This window comes from Hydrogenophaga pseudoflava, assembly GCF_004353865.1.
Taxonomy (GTDB): Bacteria; Pseudomonadota; Gammaproteobacteria; order Burkholderiales; family Burkholderiaceae_C; genus Hydrogenophaga; species Hydrogenophaga pseudoflava.
On sequence record NZ_CP037867.1, the window covers coordinates 4,742,545 to 4,767,843 of the forward strand.

At 71.2% G+C, this 25,299-nt stretch carries 20 protein-coding genes; 14 read left to right on the forward strand and 6 right to left on the reverse strand.

The genetic code is table 11. The features are described 5' to 3' along the window. The first annotated feature begins 2 nt into the window (after positions 1 to 2). The 3 genes from HPF_RS22790 to HPF_RS22800 are packed head-to-tail and all read left to right on the forward strand — an operon-like array spanning position 3 to position 3,268. The gene (locus HPF_RS22790) at positions 3 to 788 is read left to right on the forward strand and encodes a COG1470 family protein (RefSeq protein ID WP_133157923.1); all 786 of its coding nucleotides are present in this window, start codon (positions 3 to 5) and stop codon (positions 786 to 788) included. Beyond that, positions 785 to 2,734 carry an SdrD B-like domain-containing protein gene (locus HPF_RS22795; protein ID WP_133157924.1) on the forward strand — a complete coding sequence of 650 codons (1,950 nt, stop codon included), beginning with the start codon at positions 785 to 787 and terminating at the stop codon, positions 2,732 to 2,734. Before HPF_RS22790 ends, HPF_RS22795 begins: the two co-directional genes overlap by 4 nt. 54 nt (positions 2,735 to 2,788) lie before the next feature. Beyond that, positions 2,789 to 3,268: a hypothetical protein gene (locus HPF_RS22800; RefSeq protein WP_133157925.1), complete on the forward strand. Its 480-nt coding sequence runs from the start codon at positions 2,789 to 2,791 to the stop codon at positions 3,266 to 3,268. A 9-nt stretch (positions 3,269 to 3,277) separates the two neighbouring features. On the opposite strand, the gene mltA is transcribed toward HPF_RS22800, so the two are convergent. After that, positions 3,278 to 4,495 carry a murein transglycosylase A gene (mltA, locus tag HPF_RS22805; protein WP_133157926.1) on the reverse strand — a complete coding sequence of 406 codons (1,218 nt, stop codon included), beginning with the start codon at positions 4,493 to 4,495 and terminating at the stop codon, positions 3,278 to 3,280. On the opposite strand from mltA, the gene HPF_RS23730 reads away from it, so the two are divergent. Beyond that, positions 4,428 to 4,568 carry a hypothetical protein gene (locus HPF_RS23730; RefSeq protein WP_164868308.1) on the forward strand — a complete coding sequence of 47 codons (141 nt, stop codon included), beginning with the start codon at positions 4,428 to 4,430 and terminating at the stop codon, positions 4,566 to 4,568. The two genes, mltA and HPF_RS23730, sit on opposite strands and share 68 nt — an antisense overlap. Before the next feature lie 3 nt (positions 4,569 to 4,571). Here HPF_RS23730 and HPF_RS22810 read toward each other — a convergent pair whose 3' ends face one another. Genes HPF_RS22810 through HPF_RS22825 form a run of 4 tightly spaced genes read right to left on the reverse strand, consistent with a single transcriptional unit; the run spans position 4,572 to position 12,259 of the window. Then, positions 4,572 to 5,210: a response regulator transcription factor gene (locus HPF_RS22810; RefSeq protein WP_133157927.1), complete on the reverse strand. Its 639-nt coding sequence runs from the start codon at positions 5,208 to 5,210 to the stop codon at positions 4,572 to 4,574. 42 nt (positions 5,211 to 5,252) lie between these two features. Then, on the reverse strand, positions 5,253 to 7,250 hold the full coding sequence (locus HPF_RS22815; protein ID WP_079364844.1) for a two-component system sensor histidine kinase NtrB: 1,998 nt from the start codon (positions 7,248 to 7,250) through the stop codon (positions 5,253 to 5,255). 4 nt (positions 7,251 to 7,254) lie between these two features. Continuing rightward, positions 7,255 to 8,061, reverse strand: a complete 807-nt coding sequence (locus HPF_RS22820) for a carbon-nitrogen hydrolase family protein (protein ID WP_066159315.1) — start codon at positions 8,059 to 8,061, stop codon at positions 7,255 to 7,257. A 28-nt stretch (positions 8,062 to 8,089) separates the two neighbouring features. Then, positions 8,090 to 12,259 carry a YhdP family protein gene (locus tag HPF_RS22825; RefSeq protein WP_133157928.1) on the reverse strand — a complete coding sequence of 1,390 codons (4,170 nt, stop codon included), beginning with the start codon at positions 12,257 to 12,259 and terminating at the stop codon, positions 8,090 to 8,092. Positions 12,260 to 12,273: 14 nt separating this feature from the next. Here HPF_RS22825 and glnE point away from each other — a divergent pair, with 14 nt between their 5' ends. From glnE to HPF_RS22870, 9 genes are all read left to right on the forward strand, one after another. Continuing rightward, positions 12,274 to 15,063: a bifunctional [glutamate--ammonia ligase]-adenylyl-L-tyrosine phosphorylase/[glutamate--ammonia-ligase] adenylyltransferase gene (gene glnE / locus HPF_RS22830; protein ID WP_133157929.1), complete on the forward strand. Its 2,790-nt coding sequence runs from the start codon at positions 12,274 to 12,276 to the stop codon at positions 15,061 to 15,063. Positions 15,064 to 15,545: 482 nt separating this feature from the next. Then, positions 15,546 to 16,964: an NAD(P)/FAD-dependent oxidoreductase gene (locus HPF_RS22835; protein WP_133157930.1), complete on the forward strand. Its 1,419-nt coding sequence runs from the start codon at positions 15,546 to 15,548 to the stop codon at positions 16,962 to 16,964. Between the two features lie 86 nt (positions 16,965 to 17,050). Continuing rightward, positions 17,051 to 17,845 carry a DUF1365 domain-containing protein gene (locus HPF_RS22840; protein WP_243721650.1) on the forward strand — a complete coding sequence of 265 codons (795 nt, stop codon included), beginning with the start codon at positions 17,051 to 17,053 and terminating at the stop codon, positions 17,843 to 17,845. A 20-nt stretch (positions 17,846 to 17,865) separates the two neighbouring features. After that, positions 17,866 to 19,158: an SAM-dependent methyltransferase gene (locus HPF_RS22845; protein ID WP_133157932.1), complete on the forward strand. Its 1,293-nt coding sequence runs from the start codon at positions 17,866 to 17,868 to the stop codon at positions 19,156 to 19,158. A gap of 16 nt (positions 19,159 to 19,174) precedes the next feature. After that, positions 19,175 to 19,741, forward strand: coding sequence for a chalcone isomerase family protein (locus HPF_RS22850; protein ID WP_243721651.1), 567 nt, complete (start codon positions 19,175 to 19,177; stop codon positions 19,739 to 19,741). Between the two features lie 7 nt (positions 19,742 to 19,748). Next, positions 19,749 to 21,095: an MFS transporter gene (locus HPF_RS22855; RefSeq protein ID WP_133157933.1), complete on the forward strand. Its 1,347-nt coding sequence runs from the start codon at positions 19,749 to 19,751 to the stop codon at positions 21,093 to 21,095. Then, positions 21,092 to 21,634 carry a DUF3833 domain-containing protein gene (locus HPF_RS22860; protein WP_133157934.1) on the forward strand — a complete coding sequence of 181 codons (543 nt, stop codon included), beginning with the start codon at positions 21,092 to 21,094 and terminating at the stop codon, positions 21,632 to 21,634. Before HPF_RS22855 ends, HPF_RS22860 begins: the two co-directional genes overlap by 4 nt. Further along, positions 21,631 to 22,497: an SDR family NAD(P)-dependent oxidoreductase gene (locus HPF_RS22865; protein WP_133157935.1), complete on the forward strand. Its 867-nt coding sequence runs from the start codon at positions 21,631 to 21,633 to the stop codon at positions 22,495 to 22,497. Before HPF_RS22860 ends, HPF_RS22865 begins: the two co-directional genes overlap by 4 nt. Before the next feature lie 6 nt (positions 22,498 to 22,503). After that, positions 22,504 to 22,950, forward strand: a complete 447-nt coding sequence (locus HPF_RS22870; protein WP_133157936.1) for a nuclear transport factor 2 family protein — start codon at positions 22,504 to 22,506, stop codon at positions 22,948 to 22,950. 14 nt (positions 22,951 to 22,964) lie between these two features. Here HPF_RS22870 and HPF_RS22875 read toward each other — a convergent pair whose 3' ends face one another. Further along, positions 22,965 to 23,579, reverse strand: a complete 615-nt coding sequence (locus HPF_RS22875) for a glutathione S-transferase N-terminal domain-containing protein (RefSeq protein ID WP_133157937.1) — start codon at positions 23,577 to 23,579, stop codon at positions 22,965 to 22,967. 112 nt (positions 23,580 to 23,691) lie between these two features. Here HPF_RS22875 and purB point away from each other — a divergent pair, with 112 nt between their 5' ends. Then, positions 23,692 to 25,107: an adenylosuccinate lyase gene (gene purB / locus HPF_RS22880; protein WP_133157938.1), complete on the forward strand. Its 1,416-nt coding sequence runs from the start codon at positions 23,692 to 23,694 to the stop codon at positions 25,105 to 25,107. The last annotated feature ends 192 nt before the right edge of the window (positions 25,108 to 25,299 follow it).

Sequence of the window (25,299 nt, forward strand, 5' to 3'; positions counted from 1 at the left end):
ACATGCGCCGCCTCGTTTCCCTCTGCCTGCTCGTCCTGTTGCCCGCGATGGCCTGGGCCCAGGGCTTTGCCGCCTTCATCTCGCCGCCGCGCTTCGAGGTCCGGACCGCGGCCGGCCAGCCGCTGCGCCAAGTGCTCGAAATCCAGCACGTCGGCCGCGCCGCCGGCAACTACCGCATCTACACCAACGACTGGACGCTCGATGCCGACCACCAGGTCGCGTTCACGAACGAGCTGGCCCCGGACAGCTGCCGCCCCTGGGTGGCGATCGAACGGCGCGAGCTGACCCTGCAGCCCGGGGCCCGCTACCGCTACCGATTCGAGATCGCCCCGCCGGCCGGCACCCCGCCGCGCGAGTGCCGCTTCGCCATCATGGTCGAGGGCCTGGAGGCCGCCAAGGTCGAGGGCGCGGTGAGCTTCCCCGTGGGCGGGCGCATCGGCGTCATCGTCTACGCCGCCATCGGCGACGTGGCGCCGGCCCTGTCGATCGCCGGCACCGAGACTGTCCAGGCCAACGGCCAGCCCACCGCCACCGTGCGGGTGCGCAACACCGGTACCGCCACCGGCCGGGTCGAGGGTTTCCTGGACGCCACCGACGCTGCCGGCCAGAGCGCCGAGATGTCGCCCGCCGACCTGCCCATCCTGCCCGGCGAGACCCGCCGCATCGCCCTCGCGCCGGTGGCGGTCGACGGCAAGAACGCACCCACGCTGCGTTTTCCGATCAAGGTCCGGGGCCAGCTGGAATCCGGCAAGAACAAGCTGCCGCTGGACGCGAGCTTCGCCCCATGATCCGGGGAGGTTGGCTGCTGGCCGGCGCCCTGGCACTGGGCGCGGCGCAGGCGCAGGCGCAGAACGCGGCCAACGCCCCCGCTCCGGCGCCCTACGAGGACCGGATCATTGAGGGCCTGGCGCCACTGGCCGACGAAAACGACGGCCAGAACGACTACGACCGCGGCGGCTGGCCGCGCTACCTGCGCCTGGAGACCCGGCTTGGCAACCAGGCCTTTGACGCCTCGCGCCGCACCCGCCTGGCCTACGCCCTGGAAGGCCTGATCGAAACCCCCAACCACGGCATGCTGTCGATGGACGGCAGCGTCTCGCCCAGCCCGCGCGAATACACCCTGACGCTGCGCCAGCGCGCACTGCCGCTGCCCGGCGGCTGGACCGGCGACCACGATCTGGGCGTGATCACCGCCCCCGGCACCGACCTGTCGCGCCTGCCCTCGCGCGTGCTGCTCCCGAGCACCCAGCTGCGCGGGCTCAGCGGCCAGTGGGAACACACGGGACAGGGGCTGCAGCTGCTGGCCGCGGGCGGTGAGCCCGGCCAGCTCACCAGCCAGCCGGTGACCGGATTCCAGGGCCTGGGCGGACGGCGCCACCTGGCTGGCGCGCAGTGGCGCAGCCCCGGCGCGCGCGCCACCGAGCCGGACGGCTGGACGCTCGCCCTGCAGCACGAACGCGCCACCGATGTGCTCACCAGCGCCACGCTGGACAACCCCTCGGGACGCACCGACGCCGACGCCAGCCACCTCGCCCTGCGGCGGGACAGCGCCAGCCACCGCAGCCAGGCCCAGCTGGTGAGCAGCCGCACCGGCGCGGGCGGCGTGAGCGCCCAGGGCGTCTGGGTGGACAGCGAATGGGACGAGGGCCCGCGCCAGCACGGCCTGAGCCTGTACCGGCTCGACCCCGGTCTGAGCTGGGCCGCGCAGGCCATGCCCTCGGACGTGCAGGGCGCCACCCTGCGCAGCCAGTGGCGCACCCGCCAGTGGTCGGCAGAAGCCTCCTACGACTGGCTGCGCTCGGTCAGCGGGCGGGTGGGCAACGGCAGCTACGCCTCGGCCAGCGCGCGCTGGCGCATCGACCGGGACAACCAGTTCAGCGTCGGTGCCGCATTGCGCCGTTTCGACGGCCAGGCCTGGAACAGCTTCGCCGACTGGCGCCGCACCAACGACTGGGGCCAGAGCGGATGGCGACTCGAACTGGCCGGCGGCGCCGACCTCCAGGGCCCCGCGCGGGTGCTGAGCTACGACCAGGAATGGGCCGTGCCACTGGGCTGGACCCTGTCGTCCACCCTGGGCATGGGCCGCTACGCCGCCAACCAGGACAGCGACAACTTCTGGTCCGGTGCGCTCGCGCTGCAGGCTCCGCTGAGCAACGGTGCCGACCTGCGCGGCCAGCTCGGCACCGAGCGGCGCGACAACGGGCAGCAGCGCCACAACCTGAACCTGGGCGCCCAGTGGCGCCTGAACCGCCACTGGAGCATCAGCGGCCAGTACACCCGCGCCATCGGTCAGACACCGGAGCGCCGGCCGCTGGACCCGCTGGCGCCGCTGCCCACGACCACCACCGGCAACAGCGACCGCAGCTTCCTGGTGCTGCTGCGGTACGAGGACGAAGCGGGCAGCCGCAATGTTCCGCTGGGCGGCCGGCCCCAGGAGGGCGGTGGCCGCATCGAAGGCATCGTGTATTTCGACGACAACGCCAGCGGCACGCAGGACGCCAACGAGACCGGGGTGCCCGGCGTCACGGTCGCGCTGGACAACCGGTATTCGGTGCGCACCGACGCCCAGGGCCGCTTCAGCTTCCCCTTCGTGGCCTCCGGCCCGCGCACGGTGAGCGTGCGCAACGACACCCTGCCCCTGCCGTGGAGCGTGGTCGACGACGGGCAGGTCACGATCGACCTGCGCCTGCGCGAGACCACCCGCCTGAGCCTGCCGGTGCAGCGGCCCCGCTGACACCGCACGTCGGCAAGGGGTCAAGTCCGCGCCCGGAGCGCCGATACAGCGGGCATGAAGCCCGCACACCGCCTCCTGTCCGCCCTGGCTGTCGGCCTGGGCCTGGTGCTGGCCCCCGCGGCCAGCCAGGGGGAAGCGCAACTCACGACCCTGGCGCCCGCCACCAGCGGGGCACTGGATTTCCGCATCGTCGTGCCGCCCGTCATGCGGGTGCTTGAAAACAGCCACCCGTCGCAACTCACCAGCGGCGCCGACGGCTTGCTCGGCGGCCAGCAGCGCCTGGTGGTGCTCTCGAACATGAAACGGGGCTTCTGCGTCACCTTGCGGCTGCGCTCACCGGATGTCGACCAGTGGCAGGTGCGCGCCGCCCCCGAATCCGGTGTCACGCTGCAGGCGGCGGGCCAGGCCTACCGCCTGTGCAGCGACCGCCCGGGGCGCTACACCATGGTGTTGCAACACCAGTTCGGCCCGTCGGCCCATGTCCCCGGTGCCGGTCAGGACTGGCCGGTGCAGACCGACATCACCACCCTCTGAAACCCGCTGTCAGCGCGGCCAGAGCACCCACATCTGCAGCGGCTGCTTGAGCCGTGAGGCCAGCTGGTAGGGCGCGTCGCCCCAGTTGCCCCAACCGGTGAACAGGTCGGCGCGCACCGCGCCGGTGATGGCGCCGCCGGTGTCCTGCGCCATCACCAGGCGCTGCTGGTTGAAGACCACCCCTTTGGAGGCCAGCCAGACCGGCGTGCCGTAGGGGATGCTCTGCGGATCGACGGCGATCGAGCGGCCCGGCGTGAGCGGCACGCCCTGCGCACCGGGTGGGCCGAAGCGGGCGTTGAGATCGGTCAGCGGCACCTCGCGGAAGAACACCGTGCGCGGATTGCTCCAGAGCAGCTCGTTGAGCCGGCCGGGGTTCTGCGCGGCCCAGGCGCGGATGCCCTCCCAGTTGCCCTCGCGGATCTCGCGCCGGTCCAGCAGCCACTTGCCCACGCTCTGGTACGGGTGGCCGTTGTGCGCCGCGAACTCCACCCGGACCTGGCGGACCGTGCCATCGGGCTCCTTGATGTTGAGCCGGCCCGAGCCCTGGATCTGCAGCACCAGGGCGTCGATGGGATCGGACAGCCAGGCGATGACGCGCCCCCGGAGCGCGGCCTGCGCCGCGGGCAGGGTGTCGATCTCCTGCCGGGTGTACCAGGGCGGCTCGTTGCTGCCCAGCCGCACGCCGACCGGCCGCGCGTACACCGGCACGCGGTGGCTGAAGGTGGTGGTGCGCGAAGCGTCCAGCACCGGCTCGTAGTAGCCGGTGAGCAGGCCCTGCGGCGCACTGCCGTCGGGCTCGACCACGCGGTAGGGCTGGAAGCGGCTTTCGATCCAGGCCTGCTGCTCGGCGGTGCCGGCCATGATCAGCGGCCGCAGCTCGGCGCACAGCGGTGCCTGCACCGGCGAGGGCTTCTCGCAGCCGCGCACCCAGGCGCCCCAGACCTCGTGCAGGCTGTCCAGGCCCCATCCGGGCAGGTCGCTCCAGCGCACCGGCACCCAGCGGCTGGCCGGCTGCTGGATGGCGGGCGGCAGGCTGCCGTCGGCCGGGCGGGCGCCCGGCGCGGGCGTCGAGGGCGGCACCTCGACGGTGGTGCAGGCGGCCAGGCTGCCTACAATCAGCGCCGTCGTCCACCGAACCAGTGCGCTCCGGCCCCTGTCCATGACCCTGTTGCTGCTCGAAGCGCTCGCTGCGCTGGTACTGCTGATCTTCATCGTGTGGTGGACCATGTTCTCGGGTCGGAAAAACGGGGAACTGCCCGAGGAGCGCAAGGCCGAGAGGCCCGATCCGCGGGACGACTGAGCCTCAGCGCGCCCCCAGCTGGCGCAGCGCGTTGGCCAGTTCGACGGCCGACTTCACGCCCATCTTGTCGAACACGCGCGAGCGGTGGACCTCGACCGTGCGCACGCTGATGTTGAGCCGGTCGGCCACCAGCTTGTTGGGCAGGCCTTCGATCACCAGGTCCATCACGTCGCGCTCGCGCTCGGTCAGGCTGTCCAGGCGCTGCTGCACGCTGCGCTGCGCGCGCCGCCCCTCCTGCACCTGGGCCGACAGCGCCAGCGCCTGCTCGACGCGGTCGACCAGGGCGTTGTCGGAAAACGGCTTCTCGCAGAAGTCGAAGGCGCCGCGCTTGACGGCGTCGACGGCGGTCGGCACGTCGGCGTGGCCGGAGAGGAAGATCACCGGCAGGGTCGCCTGCCAGGGCAGCGCCAGCAGCTGCTCGAACAGCGCCAGACCGCTGGTGCCGGGCATGCGCACGTCCAGCAGCAGGCAGCTCGGCACCGAGGGCTCGGACGGCCAGCGGGCGATCTCGGCCAGGAAGGCGTCGGCGCTGTCGTAGCGCTCGCTCAGCAGGCGCCGCGTGCGCAGCAGCCAGGCCAGCGCATCGCGCACGCCCGCATCGTCGTCGACGATGAACACCTTGGCGTCGGGATGCTGGGTCATGGGCGGGATGATAGCGACCCGCGCAGCGGCGGAGGGTGGGGGTTACACCCCCGGCAGCGTGAAGCGGAAGACCGTGCCGCGCGGCTGGGCCGGCTCGAAGGTCAGGGCGCCGCCGTGCTGCTCGATCACGGTGCGGCACAGCGACAGGCCCAGGCCCATGCCCTCGGCCTTGGTGGTGAAGAAGGGCGTGAACAGCTTCTCGCGCACCTCGTCGCTCAGCCCCTTCCCGTGGTCGGTGACCGCGAACTCGACCCAGGTCTTGCGCAGCGGCTCGCCATCGGCGGACTGCGCGCGGCGCGGCGCGATGTGGATCTGGATGCTGCGCAGGCCCGAGGCCAGCGGCGGATCGCCCTCCGGCATCGCCTGCATGCCGTTGCGCGCCAGGTTCAGCAGCACCTGCTCGACCATGGTGCGGTCGCACAGCACCGCCGGACAACCGGGCGCGATGCGGGTCTCCACCCGGATGCCCAGTTTCTTGGCCTGCAGGCCCAGCAGCGGCAGGATGGCCTCCAGCAGGTCGGCCGGCGCCACCGCCTCGCGCACCTGTTCGCGCCGCCGCACGAAGTCGGCCACGCTCTTGATGACGCGGCCGGCGCGTTCGGCCTGTTCGCTCACGCGCTGCATGGCCTGGCGCAGCAGATCGGGCGGTGCATCGGCGTCGTCCAGCAGATTGAGCGAGCCGCTGGCGTAGCTGGCGATGGCGGCCAGCGGCTGGTTCAGTTCGTGGCTCAGCAGCGAGGCCATCTCGCCCACGGTGGCCAGGCGCGCGGTGGCCTGCAGCCGCTCCTGCGAGGCGCGGTTGAGCTCCTCGACGCGGCGCTGCTCGCTCAGGTCGAGGATGGCGCTCATGAAGCCGGTCTGCGTGCCCTGGGCATCGATCAGCGGCGCCTCGATGATCAGCACCGGAAAGCGCGTGCCGTCCTTGCGCTGGAACACCGATTCGTAGCCCTCGCGCGGGAGCACCTGGCCGGCCAGCCGCACCGCCTGGCGCTGCTGGTACTCGTTCACCAGCTCGGGTGGCCACCAGGGCGCGGGCAGGCCCGAGCCGATCAGCTCGCTGGCGGAGAAGCCCACCATCTGGCAGAACGCGGGGTTCACATAGGTCACGCGGCCGTTCATGTCTCGCGCGCGCAGCCCGGTCACGAGCGAGTTCTCCATCGCCTTGCGGAAGGCCAGCGCCTCGGCCACCTCGGTCTCGGCGCGCTGGCGCCGCCGCATGTCGCGCCCCAGCAGCACCAGCACCGCCAGCAGGGCCAGCGAGAGCGCACCCACCACCGCCGTCAGCACGTTGGGGAACAGGCCGACGACCCGGCGCGGGCTCTCCAGCCGCAGCATCAGCGTGTGGCCCGGCAGGTCCAGCAGGGCGCTGGCCACCTGCAGGCTGCGGCTGCCCGAGACGGTGCTGTGCAGCGCCAGCCGGGTGCCATCGACCTCGGTGAAGGCCAGGCCGCGGTTGCGCAGCAGCGCCTTGTTGGTCAGCTCCGACAACAGGCCGGGCAGGGCGTAGGTCGCCACCAGGTAGCCTTCGGCTGCGCCGGCGCGCACGACCGGCAGGCACATCTCCATCAGCTCCATGCCCAGGCCGCTGCTCATGGGCCAGAAGTAGCTGGGCGAGAAGGAGGGGCCGGACACCCGCTGGGCGCTCTCGCAGGCCTGGCGCACGTCGGGCAGGGCCTGGGTGCGCGCCATCTGCCCGTACAGGTCGGACACATAGGACGAGTCGCGCTCGGCCAGCAGCCGCAGACCGGCGTCGCGCCACTCCAGCCGCACCAGTTCGCGGTGCTGCTCCAGCAGCTCGGCGGCCGGGTCCTGCCACGAGGCGGCTGTGGGGGCCACGCTGTGCAGCGCCTGCAGGGTCTGCACGTTGCGCACCAGTCCGCTGCGAATGTCGCCGGCCAGTGCGGCGGCGTCGCGCTCCAGCGCCTCCTGGTCGCGCGATTCCTCGTACTCGGCGGCCAGGAACACCAGCACGCCCAGCAGCAGCACCACCAGCAGCAGCAGCGCGCCCCACAGCAGCCATCGCCGCGGCGGTCGTTTCATAGGCTCACAGCCTGCGGTGCTGGAGGGACGGCAGCTGTTCGCGCACGCTGCGCAGGCGTTCAAGGTCGATGTCGGCCAGCACCACGCCCGGGCCTTCGGCCTGCATCGCCATCACCTGGCCCCAGGGGTCGATCACCATGCTGTGGCCCCAGGTGCGGCGGCCGTTCTCGTGCACGCCACCCTGGGCGCTGGCGATCACATAGGCCTGGTTCTCGATCGCGCGGGCGCGCAGCAGCACCTCCCAGTGCGCCTGGCCGGTGGTGTGGGTGAAGGCGGCGGGCACCAGCAGCAGGTCGGCGGCGAGCATGCGGTAGAGCTCGCCGAAGCGCAGGTCGTAGCAGACGCTCATGCCGATCCGCCAGTGTTCGCCGTGGCGCGTGGGCATCTCGAAGGAGACCGGCGTGTCGCCGGCCCGCAGCACCGCCGCCTCGTCGTAGGCCTCGCGGCCGTTGTCGTAGCGGAACAGGTGGATCTTGTCGTAGCGGGTGACGCAGTGGCCCTTGTGGTCGTAGACCAGCGAGGCGTTGGCCGCGTGCGCGGGGTCGTCGGTGGCCATGGGCAGCGTGCCGCCGACGATCCACAGCTTGAGCTCGCGCGCCGCGTCGGAGAGGAAGTCCTGCACCGTACCCAGGCCGGTCTGTTCGGCCAGCAGCAGCTTGTCGGCGTCGTGCTGGCCCATGAAGCAGAAGTACTCGGGCAGCACCGCGAGTTCGGCGCCGGCGCGGGCGGCCTGGTCGAGCAGCGCGCGCGCGGCGCTGAGGTTGGCGTCCAGGCTGATGCCCGAGACCATCTGGATGGCGGCGACTTTCATGGGTGCTCCTTGGTATCGGTGTGCGTTTTTACTTCTTTTCGATCTTCTCGACCTTGGGGTCGGCCCAGCCGCCGTTGATGTGGAACTGCTGGGTGGTGGCGGACTGCAGCGGTTCGCGCAGCAGGAACTGGGCCAGGAAGGTGCCCAGGCCGATGGCGGGGTTGATGGCGGTGGCGATCAGCGAGGCGGTGCCGGCGTTGAGTTCGGGCACCACCACCACCTTGAGGTCCTGCTGCTCGCGCACGATGTCGGCGCTGCCTTCCATCAGCACGGCGGCGTTCACCCCCTTCATCTGCAGGTTGTTGGTGGTCGCCACGCCCTGCGCGATCTTGGCGTCGCCGCGCACGAAGTCGAAGGCGAAGCCTTCGGAGAACACGTCGCGGAAGTCCAGCGTCAGCCGCCGCGGCAGGGCCTGCAGGCTCAGCACGCCCAGCAGCTTGGCCGCACCCGGCTCGACCTTGAGGAACTGGCCGGTCTCGAAGTTGGCCGCCATCTCGCCCGAGAGGCTGGGGTAGTCCAGCGTGAAGGGCGAACCGAGCCAGCCGATCTCGCCCTCGATGTGGCCGCTGCCACCGCGCACCACGCCCGCACGGCCGAAGCGCGTCAGCAGCTGGCCCGCGTCGTCCACATCCAGCCGGAAGTCCAGCCTGGTGCGGCGCGCGGCACCCTCGTCCCCGGTGGCCGCCCAGTTGCCGCTGGCGATCAGCCGTGCCTCGGGCACACGCACGTTGAGCTTGTTCAGGCGCCACTCCCGGTTGCGTCCCACGCCGCGGTTGACGGCCTGGATGTCCACCAGCCCGAGCTGGCGGCCCGAGAGCACCAGGTTCTCCACCGTGATGTCCAGCGCCGGCACGCTGCTGGGCTGCTGCAGCAGCTGCTCGACATCGGCCGCGGCGCTGGGCGCCAGGTCCAGCCGCGCCAGCCGCGCGTAGACGCTGCCGGCGCTGCCGCCCGCCGCCTGGCGGTATTCGACATAGCCGTTGAGCTCATCGGCGTCGACGTTGGCGCGCCACTGCGTGCCCTCGCGCGAGCCGCCCAGCACCACGTTGTTGAAGCTGCGGCCGTCGACATCCACCTGGCCGGCGCGCACCGCCAGCACGGTGGGCAGGTAGTTCAGGCTGGCCGCCTGGGCCGTCGGCGCGGTCGTGCCCGCGCTGGTGCTGCGCACGTCGACGCCGCTGGCCTCGCTGAACACGCGCTCCCAGGCGTCCACGTCGATACGGGCAAAGCGCAGGTTGGCCGCCACGCCCTGCAGCGGCAGCGGCGCGGCCTCACCCGCCTGCAGACCCACGCCCAGGCTGCCGCGCAGCACCCGTGCCTCGGTCCCGGTGACGTCGCGCTCGTACTGCAGCGACAGCAGGGGCTGCGCTGCGGGGCCGATCTCGACCGCCAGCCGGTCGGTGCGGGCCACCTCGCCAGCACCCTCGGGCGCCACCCCCACCACAGCGTTGTCGTAGCGCAGCGACAGGCTGTCCTCGGCCTTCTTGGAAAGCGGTGCCGGCAGGTCCACCGCCAGGCCCTGCAGCGAGCTGCTCACGCTGATCTCCGGCGCGCCGCCCCGGAAGCCCAGGCGCGCGGTGTAGGCCGCGCTGCCGCTGGCGCTGGCGAACAGGCGCGAGACAAAACCCAGCCCGCCATCGCGCAGCCCTTCGGCGGTGGCGCTGCCCTGGCCGCGGAATTCCACCTTGGCCACGCCGCGCGGGTCGGGCTGCAGGCCGCCTTCCAGCACCACGTCGCCGCCATACAGGCGGGCGCGGGCGTCGGCCAGCCGGAAGCCGCGCTCGGTGAAGGAGATGCTGCCGCTGCTGCGCTCCAGCAAGGGCGCATCGGGCGTGATGCGCAGGTCGTTGCCACCCAGCTGCACGCTGCCCTGCAGCGCGAAGTCCTCGATCTTCTCAAGGGGCAGCTGCAGCTTGAACGACACCCCGGCATTGCCGGTGCCCGTGGCCCTGGACAGGGCGCCGGAGAGCAAGCCGTCGAGCGGCGAGGTCTGCACGAAGCGCAGCACCTCGGCGGCCGGCCCCTGGGTGCGCGCGCCGACCTCGACCCGCGGCGAGCCCATGAGGTCGGGGATCAGCACCTCACCCTCGCCCAGCCGCACCTGCGGCAGGCCCTCGACCCCGGCGCTGAGCCCGCTGAGTTTCAGCGAGGCCTTTTCGAGCACCAGCTGGCCATTGACCGCCTTGAGCGCCGGCCAGGCCGGTGCGCCCTCGTCCTGCAGGTAGGGCGGCAGGTAGGCAAAGTCGACGCCCTTGAGCGCCGCGGTGATGCGGAACTCGCCGTCGGCGCCGGCCTGGTGGAAGGGCAGGTCCCAGAGGTCGCCGCGCACGCGGAACTCGACGCGGTCGGACGCCCCCCCGCGGATCGCCTCGCGCACGTAGCGGCGCGCGTCGGTGCCCACCGACAGCGGCATGTAGCGGTGCACCTGGGCGGCGTCGGCGCGGGTGAGGGTGGTGCTGAGGTCGAGCACGCCGGGGAAGCGGGACTTGGCGTTGCTGCGCGCCGGGTCTGCCGTGGTCCAGTGCAGGCGGCCGGTGCCGGCGGCGTCGGCGTTGGCCAGGCGCATGTTGTCCAGCCAGACCTCGATGCGCTCACCCGAGACGCTCCAGCGGGCGTCGGCCTGGAGGCTGCTCAGGGGGATCTGCGGTTGCTCGAACATGCCCGGCAGCTCCAGCGCGCCATCGGTGATCGAGACGCGCGCGGTGCCGCCGTCCTGGTCGAGGTCGAAGTCGGCGCTGGCGCCCGCCACCCCGGGCCGGCCCAGTTCGGGGTAGGGCCCGTAGGCCGACATGCGGCCGCTGGGCTGGCCGGCCAGCGCCAGGCCGCTGACCCGCCCCCTGGCCTTGTAGGCGGTGACGGCCGGGGCCGGCGGCGGCTGGCCCGCGGCCGCCGCGGGCACCACCGGCTGCTGCCAGCGCGCCGACAGGCCCTGCACCTGACCGGCCGGGCGCAGGCTGGTGAGCAGGTCGCGGCTGGCCTGGGGCAGGGGCACGCGCGTGGCCAGCGCGGCCAGCGCCGCCAGGTCCAGGCGGTCGGCCTCGACGGTGGTCGTCGCGCTGGCATTCGCGCCGCGGGACAGGCCGTTGTCGTGCGCCAGCCGCAGCTTGCTGGCGGGCCAGTCCAGGCCGTCCTGGGTGCGGAAGCTCAGGTCGTCGCTGGCCACCTGGAAGCCCTGGGCGCCCCAGCTGGCCACCACCCGGCCATCGACCCGCTCCAGCGCCAGCTCCGGCAGCTGTTCGCCCAGCCGCGTGGCGACCTCGCGCAGACCCATGTCGACGGTGGCGCCGGCCACCTGGCCGCGCTCGACATCGGCCCAGGCGCGCAGGCGGCCCTGGCCGGCGCGCACCTCGACGCCCCATTCGGACAGGTCGACATAGGCCCTCAGGCGCGAGACATCGACCGCCGGGAAATCGCCGTAGACCTCACCGCTCCAGTTGTGCCAGGGCGCCTGGTTCGGCGGCTGCGGCCCCAGGTCCAGCAGGGGTTCGCGCATCTGCGCCATCAAGCTGAAGGTCTGTCCCCACTCGGGCGGCGGTGTCGCATCCAGCCGCAGCAGGTGGCTGCGCACTCGGTTGCGGGCCACGAAGCTCAGCTGGTTCAGGGCCAGCGGGGGCTGGCCCTTGAGTTCGTCGGTCCAGCGCACGGTGCCGCCCCGGATCACGAACTCGGACTGCGAGAAGAACCAGTCCGCGGCGCGGTGGTCGCCGGTCTGCGGCCCCGAAAAATCCTGGCCGGCGATTTCGATGCGCCCCTGCGGCGTGCGGCGGATGTCGAGCACCGGCGCTTCAATCAGCAGCTGCTCGAAGCCCAGGCGCCAGAGCGAGGTGACCGACACCGCCGCCCGCACCTTGGGCAGCCGGAGGGCTTCGCGGCCCTGGGGGTCGAGCAGGCGCACGTCGCTGAGTTCGAGCGTCGGCACCAGGCGCAGCAGGAAGCCGGCGCGGGCACTGGCGTCGCCCTGCGATTCGGCGCGGATGGCACCCACCTGGACAGGTACCCCCACCGCCGCACTGGCCCAGCGCTCCAGGTCGGGGCGCCATTCGCCGATTCGCGGCACAATCCAAAAATGCAAGGTGCCCCAGGTGAGTGCGAACAGGAGCCAGACCGTCAGCACCATCCACAGCAACAGCCGAGTGATCGCCGACCAGGTCTTCTGGGTTCTTGAGGCAGGGGCGGCTGGGGCCGGGCTTTGATTCATATCCAACGCAAATTATGACGGTCAGCCCTCTCGACGGTTCCGCAGCGTCGGTTTCTCCTTTGTCGCCAAATGTGAACCCCGCCGACACCCCGCTGCCGCCCCGGCTGGCCGAGCACTCTCGCTTTGTGCAACGGGTGCGCCGCCGCTACGAGAACGAGCTGGCCTGCCTGCCGCCGGGCCCGCCGGTCAAGGCGGCCATGAACACCTGCCTGGCCACCCTCACCGGCCGCGGCCTGCCCATGCCCGCCGCCCTGCGCGTGCTGCGCCAGCTGGTGATGGAGCGGCTGGTGGTGCTGGACTGCGAAGAGGGTGCGTCCCTGCAGGACATCACCCGCGCAGTGACCGAGCTGGCCGAGCTGGCGCTGGACCAGGCCTGCCGGCTGGCGTTTGCCGACCTGGACGATCTGCACGGTGCGCCGCTGGACGAGAACGGCCAGCGCGCCCAGCTCTGGGTGATCGGCATGGGCAAGCTCGGCGCGCGCGAGCTGAACGTTTCCAGCGACATCGACCTCATCTATGTGTACGACGCCGACGGCGAAACCGCCGGCAACACGGCGGGCCGCAACCGCATCAGCAACCACGAGTACTTCGGCAAGGCGGTCAAGCACATCTACAACACGGTGGGCGAGACCACCGAACACGGCCAGGTGTTCCGGGTCGACCTGGCGCTGCGGCCCAACGGCAACTCGGGGCCGGCCGCAGTGTCGCTGGGCGCGCTGGAGGAGTACTTCCTGGTGCAGGGCCGCGAGTGGGAGCGTTTCGCCTGGCTCAAGAGCCGCGTCGTCGCGCCGGCCGCCTGCATCGCCGACAAGAGCGCCAGCGCACTGCGCGGGGCCGTGCTGCCATTCGTGTTCCGCAAGTACCTGGACTACAACGTCTTCGATTCGCTGCGCACCCTGCACCGCCAGATCCGCGACCACGCGTCCAAGCGCGCCGCCGGCAACCCGGGCCGGGCCAACGATGTCAAGCTCTCGCGCGGCGGCATCCGCGAGATCGAGTTCACCGTACAGCTGCTGCAGGTGGTGCGCGGCGGGCAGTTCCCCGAACTGCGCACCCGCCCCACGCTGGACGCGCTGCAGCGCGTGGCCAAGGCCGGCCTGATGCCGCGCGCCACCGCCGACGCGCTGGCCGCGGCCTACGACTTCCTGCGCAAGGTCGAGCACCGCATCCAGTACCTGGACGACCAGCAGACCCACCTGATCCCCACCCGCGACGACGACCTGGCCTGGATCGCCGCCACCCTGGGCTTCCCCGACATTTGCGCCTTCCTGTGCGCGCTGGACGCCCACCGCGAGACCGTGGCCCACGAGTTCGACATCCTGCTGGGCGGCGCGCCCGGCGGCGGCTGCAACGGCAAGGGCTGCAACAAGAACGGCTCGCGCGGCGCCGTGGAAGACCTGCAGGGCGTCATGGCCGGTCTCCCCGAGGCCTTCGCCGCCAAGGTCGCGCAGTGGTGCGAGCATCCGCGGGTGCTGGCACTGCGCGAGGACGCCCGCCTGCGCCTGGTGCGCCTGGTCCAGCGCACCGGCGCCTGGCTCGACGAAGGCCGCGTCAACGAACAGGCCGCGCTGCGCCTGGCCGACTGGATCGAGCCGCTGCTGCGCCGCGAGAGTTACCTGGCCCTGCTGCAGGAGCGGCCCTCGGTGCACGAGCGGCTGCTGCGCATCCTTGGTGCGGCCAAATGGCCGGCGCGCTACCTGCTCAAGCACCCGGGCGTGATCGACGAGCTGGCCGGGCGCCAGCTGATGGAAGAACGCTTTGACGCCGCCCAGTTCGAGGCCGACCTCGAAGACCGCCGCACCGCGCTGCGCCGCACCGGCGAGGACGACGAGGAAGAGCTGCTGAACCTGCTGCGCCGCGCCCACCACGCCGAGGTGTTCCGCACCCTGGCGCGCGACATCGAGGGCGTGCTGACGGTGGAACAGGTGGCCGACGACCTGTCGGCCCTGGCCGACGCGGTGCTGCGCGTGACCGCGCGCTGGTGCTGGGCGCGGCTGAAGAACCGCCACCGCGAGGAGCCGGCCTTCGCCATCATTGGTTACGGCAAGCTCGGCGGCAAGGAGCTGGGCTATGGCAGCGACCTGGACATCGTGTTCGTCTACGAGGACGAGGACGAGAACGCCAGCGAGATCTACGCCGCCTTCGTGCGCAAGCTGATCAACTGGCTGCAGGTCAAGACCGGCGAGGGCGACCTGTTCGAAATCGACACCGCGCTGCGGCCCAATGGCAACTCGGGCCTGCTGGTGACCACCTTCACCGCCTACGAGAACTACCAGCGCGGCCGTGGCAGCAACACCGCCTGGACCTGGGAACACCAGGCCATGACCCGCGCGCGCTTCGTGATGGGCATGGCCGGTCTGCAGCCGCGCTTCGACGCCGTGCGCGAGGCGGTCATCACCGCCGAACGGGACCGCGCGGCGCTGGCGCAGGAAATCACCGCCATGCGCGAGAAGGTGCGCAGCGCCCACCCGGTGCGCGGCGAGCAGTTCGACGTCAAGCACAGCCCGGGCGGCATGGTCGATGTGGAGTTCGTGGTGCAGTACCTGGTGCTGGCGCATTCGGGCGAACACCCGGAACTGCGCGGCAACCTGGGCAACATCGCGCTGCTGCAGCGCGCCGAGGCCGTGGGCCTGCTGCCCAAGGGCGTGGGCCAGGAAGCCGCCGACGCCTACCGCGAGCTGCGTGCCATCCAGCACCGCGCGCGGCTGGACGAGGCGCCCCCGCAGATCGGCGCCGACGCGGCCGCCGGCATGGCGGCCGCGGTGCAGGCACTCTGGCGCCACGCGCTGGGCAAGACGGCATAGCCCCAGCGCTCCGCCGCTGCGCGGGTCGCTGCCCCACGAGGGGGCGCGAACTCAGCCTGGGGCGGCCCGGCGCTGAGTTCCCTGGCCCCACGCTCCGCCGCTGCGCGGGCCATTCCGACCGATAACCATTCTCCCTTCATGGGTGTTGAAAAGAATGTTTCGGCTGTTTTGTGACTGATCAGTCACAATAAAACCAATCAGTTCATTTTGGTACACCAGCCACCGGAGAGCACATGGTCATCCACCCGCGGAACTTTTCCGCCACGAATCCTCTCAATGCTTTCACGATGGCGCCAAAGTTGGTGCTGTCGGATGTTCAGGTTTTTGCACTGCGAAGCCTTCCGCCGATCGCGGCGGATGAAATCCCGAGGCGCTTCTCCTCCTCCTCCCTCCCTCCCTCCTTCGCGTCGGGGCGCTTCGCAGGCTTTTCTTCTTCCCCCCTCCGCCGCCCCCAGCGGGTGGCGGCACGTCTGGGCTGAGCCATGTACTCGGTCCCCACCCCCTCCCCGATCGGCGGTGCGCCCGCGAATCCTCCGCAGCGCCCGCGCGTGGCCATCGTCGGCTCTGGCATCTCCGGCCTGGCAGCCGCCCACACCCTCAGCGGCCTGGCCGATCTGACCCTGTTCGAGGCCGGCGACTACTTCGGCGGCCACACCCACACGGTGGACGTGACCCTGCCCGACCCCCTGGGCCGCCCGACCACCTTCGGCGTCGACACCGGTTTTCTCGTCCTGAACGAGCGCACCTACCCCAACCTGCTGGCGCTGTTCGACCAGCTGCAGGTGCCGGTGGCACCGTCCGACATGTCGTTCTCGGTCCAGGCACCGGGCGCCGGGCCACGCGGCTCGGCGCTGGAATGGAGCGGCAGCGACCTCTCCACCGTGTTCGCCCAGCGCGAAAACCTGGGCAACGCCCGCTTCTGGCGCATGCTGGCGGACATCGTCCGGTTCAACCGCCTGACCACCCGACTGGCCAAGCGCGGCGACGACCTCGGCGCCGACAGCCCGCTGCTGGAACCGCTGGGCGATTTTCTGGAGCGCCACCGCTTCTCGGCCGCCTTCCGCGACTGGTACTTCCTGCCCATGATGGGCTGCATCTGGAGCTGCCCGACCGACCAGATGCTGCGCTTCCCGGTCGCGACCATGGTGCGCTTCTGCCACAACCACGGCCTGATCCAGGTGACCAACCGGCCGCAGTGGTACACGGTGGCCGGCGGTGCGCGGCAGTACGTGGAAAAAATCGTCGCCCGTATTCCCGACCGGCGCCTGAACACCCCCGTGCAGCAGGTGCTGCGCGACGCCCAGGGCGTGCGCGTGGTGAGCGAAGGCCGGGTCGAGCGCTTCGACGCCATCGTCATGGCCTGCCACAGCGACCAGGCGCTGGCCATCCTGGGCGAGGCCGCCACGCCCGAAGAGCGTGCGGCCCTGGGCGCGGTGCGCTACCAGCCCAACCGCGCGGTGCTGCACACCGACGCCTCGGTGCTGCCGCAGCGCGAGAAGGCCTGGGCGGCCTGGAACTACGAGGCCGGCGGCGCCGGTGACGAGCCGCGGGTCTGCCTGCACTACCTGATCAACCGGCTGCAGCCGCTGCCGCTGAAGACCCCGGTGATCGTCTCGCTCAACCCGCAGCGCGCCATCGACCCGGCCACCGTGATCGGCGAATACGAGTACGCCCACCCGGTGTTCGACCTGGCCGCCATCCGCGCCCAGAAGGCCATGGTCGACCTGCAGGGCCGGCACGACACCTTCTACGCCGGCGCCTGGATGGGCTACGGCTTCCACGAAGACGGCCTCAAGGCCGGCCTGCGCGCCGCGCGCGAACTCATCATGGCGCACGACCTGCTGCCGCAGCGCACCGCCACCGAAACCCGCGACGCCGCGCTGCCGGGGGTGTTTGCATGACAGCGGGAGCTCAGAGCGCCGCGCCGGGCCGCCCCAAGCCAGCTCGCGCCCCCTCGGGGGGCAGCGCAGTACACGCAGTGACAAGCGTGGGGGCGAACAACGCCCCGCAAGCCCTGGTCGGCTTCGGCCAGGTGCGCCACGCCCGCTCGCGCCCGAAGGCGCACGCCTTCGCCTACCCGACCTTCTTCCTGATGCTGCCGCTGCGCAGCCTTCGGAAAAACGGCCCCGGCGCGCTCGCACGCAACCGCTGGGCAGCACTGGCCTTCCACGACCGCGACCACGGCGACGGCCGCGACGACTGCCTGGCCTGGCTCGACGGCCTGCTGGCCGAGCACGGCATCGGCGACGCGGATGGCGAGGTCTGGCTGCACACCTACCCGCGCGTGCTGGGCTACGTGTTCAAGCCGGTGAGCTTCTGGTACTGCCACCGCGCCGACGGCACGCTGCGCGCGGTGGTCGCCGAGGTCAACAACACCTTCGGCGAGCGCCACTGCTACCTGCTGGACGCGCCGCGCCACGGCGTGCCGGCCACGGCCGACAAGGTCTTCCACGTCTCGCCCTTCGCCCCGGTGCGCGGCGAATACCGCTTCGTCTTCATGCGCACGCAGCACGGCGGCGAAGACCGCACCGTGGTGCGCATCGACTTCCACGACGAGCCCGGCGCGGAGGCCCTGATCCGCACCAGCGTCAGCGGCACGCTGCAGCCGCTGGACGCCGCGACTGCGCGGCGCGCGCTGTGGGGCCACCCGCTGATGACGCTGGGCGTGATCGCCCGCATCCACTGGCAGGCCCTGCGCCTGTGGCTCAAGCAGGCGCCCTTCTTCCGCCAACCCGCCGCACCGGCGGACTTCGTGACCCCGGGCCACCCGGCCTCCCGCTGACCCTTGCCTTCCGACACGACATGAACAGCACCACCGCCCCGCAGAGCGCCGGCCTCTCCCTGCCCCGCCACGCCCCGGCCGCCGCCCGCACCACGCTGCAGCTGCTGCAGCGCCTGCGCCACGGCTCGCTCACGCTGCAGCTGCCCGACGGCACGGTGCAGCGCTTCGGTGGCGGCGCCGGGCCGCTGGCGGAGATGCCCACCGCAGGGCCGCCCCAAGGTGGACAAGCCCCCTCGGGGGGCAGCGACCCGGTTCACCGGCGGAGCGTGGGGGCCACGATGCGGCTTACCAACTGGAACGTGTTCGGAGCGGCTTTGAAATCGGGCGACATCGGCTTCGCCGAGAGCTACATCGCCGGCGACTGGAGCACGCCGCAGCTGTCCGACCTGCTGCGCCTGCTGATCGCCAACCGCGAGGCGCTGGAAGACGTGGTCTACGGCTCGTGGATCGGCCGCCTGGCCTACCGCCTGCGCCACCTGCTCAACCGCAACAGCAAGGCCAACAGCCGCAAGAACATCCACGCCCATTACGACCTGGGCAACGCCTTCTACGGGCTCTGGCTGGACGAGACCATGAACTACTCGTCGGCGCTGTACGAGCAGCCGGGCCAGGACATGGTGGACGCACAACACGCCAAGGTGCGGCGCGCCCTGCGCATGGCCGGCGTACAGCCGGGCCACCGCGTGCTGGAGATCGGCTGCGGCTGGGGTGCGCTGGCCGAAAAGGCCATCACCGAGTTCGGCGCCTCGGTGACCGGCGTGACGCTCTCGACCGAACAGCTGGCCTTCGCGCAGCGGCGCAACCCGGGCGCCGACCTGCGGCTGCAGGACTACCGCGACATCGGCGACGCCCCTTTCGATGCCATCTGCTCCATCGAGATGGTCGAGGCCGTGGGCCGCGAGTACTGGGACACCTATTTCAATACCGTCGCGCGCCTGCTCAAGCCGGGTGGCCGGGCCTGCATCCAGAGCATCACCATCCGCGACGACCTGTTCGACCGCTACGTCGCCGGCACCGACTTCATCCAGCAGTACATCTTCCCGGGTGGCTGCCTGCCCAGCCCCTCGCAGTTCCGCGCCGCGGCCGAACGCGCCGGCCTGCAGGTGGTGGACCAGTTCCACTTCGGCCCCGACTACGCGCAGACGCTGCGGGTCTGGCGCCAGCAGTTCCTGCTGAACCAGGAGCGCGTGCTGCAGCAAGGCTTCGATCAGCGCTTCCTGCGCACCTGGGAGTTCTACCTCGCCTACTGCGAGGCCGCCTTCGACGAAGGCAACACCGACGTCGTGCAGTTCACCCTGCGCCAACCCGACTGATCCGGGAGGACCGGCCGTGCGACACCAACTGCCCCAGCGCGCCTTCACCGTGGTGGCCATCACCGCGGCACTGTGGCTGCACCTGGCCGCCCCGGTGCACGCCAACGCGCCGGCCGAGGCGGCCGAGGCCGCGCTTGCCGGCAAGGCACCGCGCGGGCAGTCGCTGTTCCGCTACTGGGGCTTCGAGGTCTATGTCGCCACGCTCTACACCACGCCAGCGTTCCGGCCCGAGGGCTTCGAGCAGCAGCGCCTGGCGCTGGAGCTGCAGTACCGGCGCGCCTTCAAGGGCACCGACATCGCCCAGCGTTCGATCGACGAGATGCAGGACATCGCCCCGCTGGCGCCGGCCCAGGCCGCCGAGTGGAAAGCCGCCATGGAGCGTGTGTTTCCCGACGTGGCACCCGGCGACCGGCTGATGGGTGTGCACCTGCCCGGCCGGGGCGCGCACTTCTACTACAACGGCCGCCTGCGCGGCGTGGTCGACGACCCGGTGTTCGCCGAGCGCTTCTTCGGCATCTGGCTCTCGCCCCGCACCTCGCAGCCCCGGCTGCGCGAGGCCCTGATCGCCGGCGCCGCACGCTGAGCCGCCCATGGTCACCACCACCGCCTCCGCCGACGCCGCGCGCTTCACCGCGCCCGGGGCCTGGCGCGAGGGCCTGCGCTACGGACTGCTCGGCCTGCCGCTGGCCTTCGTGGCGCTGCCGCTCTACGTGGTGCTGCCCAACCACTACGCGCGCTCATTCGGTGTGCCGCTGGCGGCGCTGGGCGCGGTGCTGCTGGCGGCGCGCCTGTTCGACGCGGTGCTGGACCCGTGGATCGGACGATGGATCGACCGCCTGTTCGCCCGCAGCCACCGCCGCGTGCTGGGCGCGGGCGCGGTGGCCGCGCTGGTGCTGGCGTTCGGCCTGTGGGGCCTGCTGTTCCCGCCCCCGGCCCTGCGCGGCGAGGTGGTGCCGCTGCTGGCCTGGGCCGGTGTGCTGATGGCCGTCACCTACACCGCCTACAGCGTGGCCAGTGTGGCGCACCAGACCTGGGGCACGCGCCTGGGCGGCAACGAGGCACAGCGCAGCCGCATCAGCGCCTGGCGCGAAGGCCTGGCCCTGGTGGGCGTGCTGACCGCCGCGGTGCTGCCGGGCACCCTGGGCCTGGGCGCCACCGTGGCCGCCTTTGCGGTGCTGCTGGCGCTGGGCTGGTGGGCCTGGAGCGCCGCCGTGGTGCCCACGGCGCGCGGCCTGACGCTGGGCGCGCTGGCGCACCAGAACACGCTGGCCCATCCGCTGCGCCAACCCCGCTTCGTGCGCCTGCTGGCGGTGTTCGTGGTCAACGGCACGGCCAGCGCGGTTCCCGCCACGCTCGTCCTGTTTTTTGTGCAGGACCGGCTGCAGGCGCCGGCTAGCGTGGAGCCGGCCTTCCTGGCCACCTACTTCCTGTGCGCCGCGCTCTCGTTGCCGCTGTGGGTGCGGCTGGTGCCGCGCCTGGGCCTGGCGCGTTGCTGGCTGGCGGGCATGGCGCTCTCGGTGGCGGTCTTCATCTGGGCCGCCACGCTGGGCGCGGGCGATGTGACCGCTTTCCTGGTCGTCTGCGCGCTCTCCGGCGTGGCCCTGGGTACCGACCTGGCCCTGCCCTCGGCGCTGCTGACAGGCCTGATGGACGAACTGGGCGAACGCGGCCAGCGCGAGGGCGCCTACCTCGGCTGGTGGAACTTCGCCGCCAAGCTCAACCTGGCCCTGGCCGCCGGCCTGGCCCTGCCGCTGCTGGGCGCCTTCGGCTACCAGCCCGGCGCGCGCGATCCGCAGGCCCTGTGGACCCTCACCGTGGCCTATTGCCTGCTGCCCTGCGGCCTGAAGCTGCTGGCCGCCGGCCTGCTGCAGGTGCTGGTCATCCGCCCCGCCGCGCCCCGCGCGCCACTGCCCGACACCCTGAAAGCCCTCCCATGAAACGACGACTGCTGCTCACCGCAGGCGCTGCCACGGTCACCCTGGCCATCACCGGCTGCGCCGGCCCGCAGGTTGGCGACTACGCCACCGAAAAACCCGTGCTGGACCTGCGCCAGTACTTCAACGGCACGCTGGACGCCTACGGTGTGTTCACCGACCGCAGCGGCCAGGTGGTGCGGCGCTTCACCGTGGTCATGCGCTGCACCTGGAACGGCGACGAAGGCGTGCTCGACGAGGACTTCACTTACTCGGACGGCACGACCCAGAAGCGCATCTGGCGCCTCAAGCACGAGGGCAACGGCCGCTACACCGGCCGGGCCGACGACGTGGTCGGCGTGGCCGAGGGCCAGACCGCGGGCAACGCCTTCCGCTGGGGCTACACGCTGGCGCTGCCGGTGGACGGCCGGGTCTGGAACGTGCAGTTCGACGACTGGATGTATCTGCTGGACGAGCGCGTGATGCTCAACAAGGCCGTGATGAGCAAGTTCGGCATCCGCCTGGGCGAGGTCACGCTCAGTTTTGTACGGCGATCCTCATGAGCCTCCACCGCAGCTTCGTCGACCCCACCACCGCCGATGGTGCGGCCCGGCCGCGCCGCGGCCCAGGCCTGTGGCGGCCGTTCAACCCGCGCATCGCCTCCTGGCGAGGCCTGCGGGTCTGGGTGGTGGGCGCCTCCAGCGGCATCGGCCTGGCCGCGGCCGAGCAACTGATCGGCCTGGGCGCCACCGTGCTGGTGTCCGCACGCAGCGAGGCCGGCCTGCAGGCGCTGGTGGACCGCCACACCCGGCCCGGCCAGCCCGCGCCGGTCCAAGCCTGGCCGATGGACGTGACCGATGCGCGGGCCGTGGCGCTCACCGCCCGCGCCGTGCTGGCCGAAGGACCGGTCGACCTGGTGCTGTTCTGCGCCGGCCACTACCGCGCCCTGCGCGCCGAGGCCTTCGACCTGGCCGAGATGCAGCGCCACATGGCGATCAACTACGGCGGCGCGCTGAACCTGCTGGACGCCCTGCTGCCGGCCATGATCGGCCGTGGCCAGGGCCACATCAGCCTGGTCAGCAGCGTGGCCGGGTTCCGCGGCCTGCCCAAGGGCCTGGCCTACGGCCCGACCAAGGCCGCGCTGACCCACCTGGCCGAGACGCTGCACCTCGACCTGGCGCCGCGCGGCATCGGCGTGAGCGTGGTGCACCCCGGGTTCGTGAAGACACCACTGACGGCGCAGAACGATTTTTCGATGCCGGCCCTCATCTCGCCGGACGAGGCGGCCCGAACCATGCTCGACGGCATCGCGGCCGGCCGGTTCGAGGTGCACTTCCCGCGCCGCTTCACGGTCTGGATGAAGCTGCTGCGCCTGCTGCCCTACCGGGCCTACTTCCCGCTCGTGCACCGCGCCACCGGTCTATAAAGCGGCATGACCCCATCGAACGACCTGCGCGAAGCCGTCCTGCGGCTGGCGGACTTCTATGCGCGGCTGCAGCCGCAGGACCTGGACCGGCTGGACCACTTCTACACACCCGACGCCCGCTTCAAGGACCCGTTCAACGAGGTGCGCGGGCTGCCCGCCATCCGCCGCATCTTCGAGCACATGTTCGCGTCGCTGCACCAGCCGCACTTCGTCGTCACCAGCCAGCTGGTCGATGGCGACCAAGCCTTCCTGGTCTGGGAGTTCCGCTTCCGCATGCGCCGCTTCGACACCACCACCGAACAGGTGGTGCGCGGCGGCTCGCACCTGCGGCTGGCGGCGGACGGCCGCGTGCTCGACCACCGCGACTACTGGGACGCGGCCGAAGAGTTGTACGAAAAACTGCCCGTGCTGGGCGCGCTGATGCGCTGGCTCAGGCGCCAGGCCAGCCGGTGACCATCGGGTGACGGTCAGCTGGGGCGGGTGTCGGCAAAGCTCTGGCGCAGCGCCAGCTTGTCGGCCAGACGCGCCAGGTTGGGGTGCGTGGTGCGCCACTCCAGCTGCGGGAAGCGGAAGCTGAGGTAGCCCAGCGCACAACCCACTGCCAGGTCGGAGAGGCTGAGGTGGATGCCCGAGCAGAAGGGCTTGTCGCCCAGACCACGCGCCATGGCCACCAGCGAGGCGTCGACCTTGGCCATCTGGCGGTCGATCCAGGCCTGGCAACGCTGCTCCTCGCTGCGGCCGGCCCAGGTGGACTCCAGCCGCGCCAGGATGGCGGCGTCCATCACGCCGTCCGCCAGCGCCTCCCAGGTCCTGACCTCGGCGCGCTCGCGGCCCGAGGGCGGGATCAGCTTGCCCACCGGCGAGAGCGTGTCCAGGTACTCGACGATCACGCGCGAATCGAACACCGCCTCGCCGCCTTCCATGATCAGGCAGGGCACCTTGCCCAGCGGGTTGGAGGTGGCGATCGAGGTGTCGGCCGACCACACATCTTCCTGGATGAACTGGTAGTCGAGCTTTTTCTCGGCCATGACGACCCGCACTTTGCGGACGTAAGGGCTGGTGACGGCGCCGATGAGTTTCATGAGGAGTGGAGTTGTGGGGGTCCCTGGGCGAGCCATTTTAGCGAGCGGCTCCGCCGCCCGTGCCGGCCTGGGGGATCCGCCGGGCGCCGGACCCGCCTTCTACAATCCGGGGATGCGCCCGACCTCTGCCCCCTCCGCCGCTGCCTCCGGCAGCCTCACCCCCGTCTCCGCCCTCTCGCCGCTGGACGGCCGCTACGCCGGCAAGCTGGCGCCGCTGCGCCCGTTCATGAGCGAGCAGGGCTACATGCACCGCCGCGTGCAGGTCGAGATCGCCTGGTTCATCGCCCTGTCCGACGCGGGCTTCAACGAGTTCCAGCCGCTCTCGCCCGGTGCCCGCACCTACCTGATGGGCCTGGTCAAGAACTTCTCCGAAGCCGATGCCATGGCCATCAAGGAGATCGAGAAAACCACCAACCACGACGTCAAGGCTGTCGAGTACTGGATCAAGTCCAAGTTCGACGCGCGCCCCGAGCTGGAGAAGGCCGCCGAGTTCGTGCACTTCGCCTGCACCAGCGAAGACATCAACAACACCAGCCATGCCCTGCAGCTCAAGGGCGGCCGCGACGCCGTGCTGCTGCCCGCGCTGGACCAGGTGATCGCCCGCCTGCGCGAGATGGCGCACCAGTTCGCCGACGTGCCCATGCTCAGCCGCACCCACGGCCAGACCGCCAGCCCGACCACGGTCGGCAAGGAACTGGGCAACGTGGTCGTGCGCCTGGCCGGCGCCCGCGAGCGCATCGCGGCCGTCAAGCTCATGGGCAAGATGAACGGCGCCGTGGGCAACTACAACGCGCACCTGAGCGCCTGGCCCGACTTCGACTGGGAAGCCTTCAGCAGGAAGGTCATCGAGACACCCGAGCCGCTGGGCCTGGGCCTGACCTTCCAGCCGTATTCGATCCAGATCGAGCCGCACGACTACATGGCCGAGCTGTTCGACGCGATCGCCCGCACCAACACCATCCTGATCGACCTGTCGCGCGACATCTGGGGCTACGTCAGCCTGGGCTACTTCAAGCAGCGCCTGAAGGCCGGCGAGATTGGCTCCTCGACCATGCCGCACAAGGTCAACCCGATCGACTTCGAGAACGCCGAAGGCAACCTGGGCCTGGCCAATGCCGTGCTCAAGCACCTGTCGGAGAAGCTGCCCATCAGCCGCTGGCAGCGCGACCTGACCGATTCGACCGTGCTGCGCAACATGGGCGTGGGCCTGGGCTATGCGGTGCTGGCCTACAGCTCGCTCATGACCGGCCTGAACAAGCTGGAACTCAATGAAGAAGCCCTGGCCGCCGACCTGGACGCCGCCTGGGAAGTGCTGGCCGAACCGATCCAGACCGTGATGCGCCGTTTTGGCGTGCAAGGTGCCTACGAGAAGCTCAAGGAGGTCACGCGCGGCAAGACCGTGACCGCCGAGGCACTGCACACGCTGATCCGCAGCCTGGAGATCCCCCAGGCCGAGAAGGACCGGCTGCTGGCCATGACGCCGGCCAGCTACGTCGGCAAGGCCGCCGAACTGGCGCGTCGAACGTAATTCTTTTGCATGAATCTGGCCGGGGCCGGGCACCAGTTGTCCGGCCTTTTTGCGTTTTGGGCGGACAACCCCCTGAAGTTGTGCGGTTTTTCATGCACAGTCCGTGACACGTTTGACATATCGCAACCGGCACTTGGATGCCGCTGCATAAAGTCCGGCGCTTGTTTTTTTATCAGCCGCCGCCCGACGCAG

Bases quoted from the DNA above. Each gene is read 5' to 3' on its own strand.
- HPF_RS22790 (WP_133157923.1), top strand. From the start codon at position 3: ATGCGCCGCCTCGTTTCCCTCTGCCTGCTCGTCCTGTTGCCCGCGATG.
- HPF_RS22795 (WP_133157924.1), top strand. From the start codon at position 785: ATGATCCGGGGAGGTTGGCTGCTGGCCGGCGCCCTGGCACTGGGCGCG.
- HPF_RS22800 (WP_133157925.1), top strand. From the start codon at position 2,789: ATGAAGCCCGCACACCGCCTCCTGTCCGCCCTGGCTGTCGGCCTGGGC.
- HPF_RS23730 (WP_164868308.1), top strand. From the start codon at position 4,428: ATGACCCTGTTGCTGCTCGAAGCGCTCGCTGCGCTGGTACTGCTGATC.
- mltA (WP_133157926.1), bottom strand. From the start codon at position 4,495: ATGGTCCACCACACGATGAAGATCAGCAGTACCAGCGCAGCGAGCGCT.
- HPF_RS22810 (WP_133157927.1), bottom strand. From the start codon at position 5,210: ATGACCCAGCATCCCGACGCCAAGGTGTTCATCGTCGACGACGATGCG.
- HPF_RS22815 (WP_079364844.1), bottom strand. From the start codon at position 7,250: ATGAAACGACCGCCGCGGCGATGGCTGCTGTGGGGCGCGCTGCTGCTG.
- HPF_RS22820 (WP_066159315.1), bottom strand. From the start codon at position 8,061: ATGAAAGTCGCCGCCATCCAGATGGTCTCGGGCATCAGCCTGGACGCC.
- HPF_RS22825 (WP_133157928.1), bottom strand. From the start codon at position 12,259: ATGAATCAAAGCCCGGCCCCAGCCGCCCCTGCCTCAAGAACCCAGAAG.
- glnE (WP_133157929.1), top strand. From the start codon at position 12,274: ATGACGGTCAGCCCTCTCGACGGTTCCGCAGCGTCGGTTTCTCCTTTG.
- HPF_RS22835 (WP_133157930.1), top strand. From the start codon at position 15,546: ATGTACTCGGTCCCCACCCCCTCCCCGATCGGCGGTGCGCCCGCGAAT.
- HPF_RS22845 (WP_133157932.1), top strand. From the start codon at position 17,866: ATGAACAGCACCACCGCCCCGCAGAGCGCCGGCCTCTCCCTGCCCCGC.
- HPF_RS22855 (WP_133157933.1), top strand. From the start codon at position 19,749: ATGGTCACCACCACCGCCTCCGCCGACGCCGCGCGCTTCACCGCGCCC.
- HPF_RS22860 (WP_133157934.1), top strand. From the start codon at position 21,092: ATGAAACGACGACTGCTGCTCACCGCAGGCGCTGCCACGGTCACCCTG.
- HPF_RS22865 (WP_133157935.1), top strand. From the start codon at position 21,631: ATGAGCCTCCACCGCAGCTTCGTCGACCCCACCACCGCCGATGGTGCG.
- HPF_RS22870 (WP_133157936.1), top strand. From the start codon at position 22,504: ATGACCCCATCGAACGACCTGCGCGAAGCCGTCCTGCGGCTGGCGGAC.
- HPF_RS22875 (WP_133157937.1), bottom strand. From the start codon at position 23,579: ATGAAACTCATCGGCGCCGTCACCAGCCCTTACGTCCGCAAAGTGCGG.
- purB (WP_133157938.1), top strand. From the start codon at position 23,692: ATGCGCCCGACCTCTGCCCCCTCCGCCGCTGCCTCCGGCAGCCTCACC.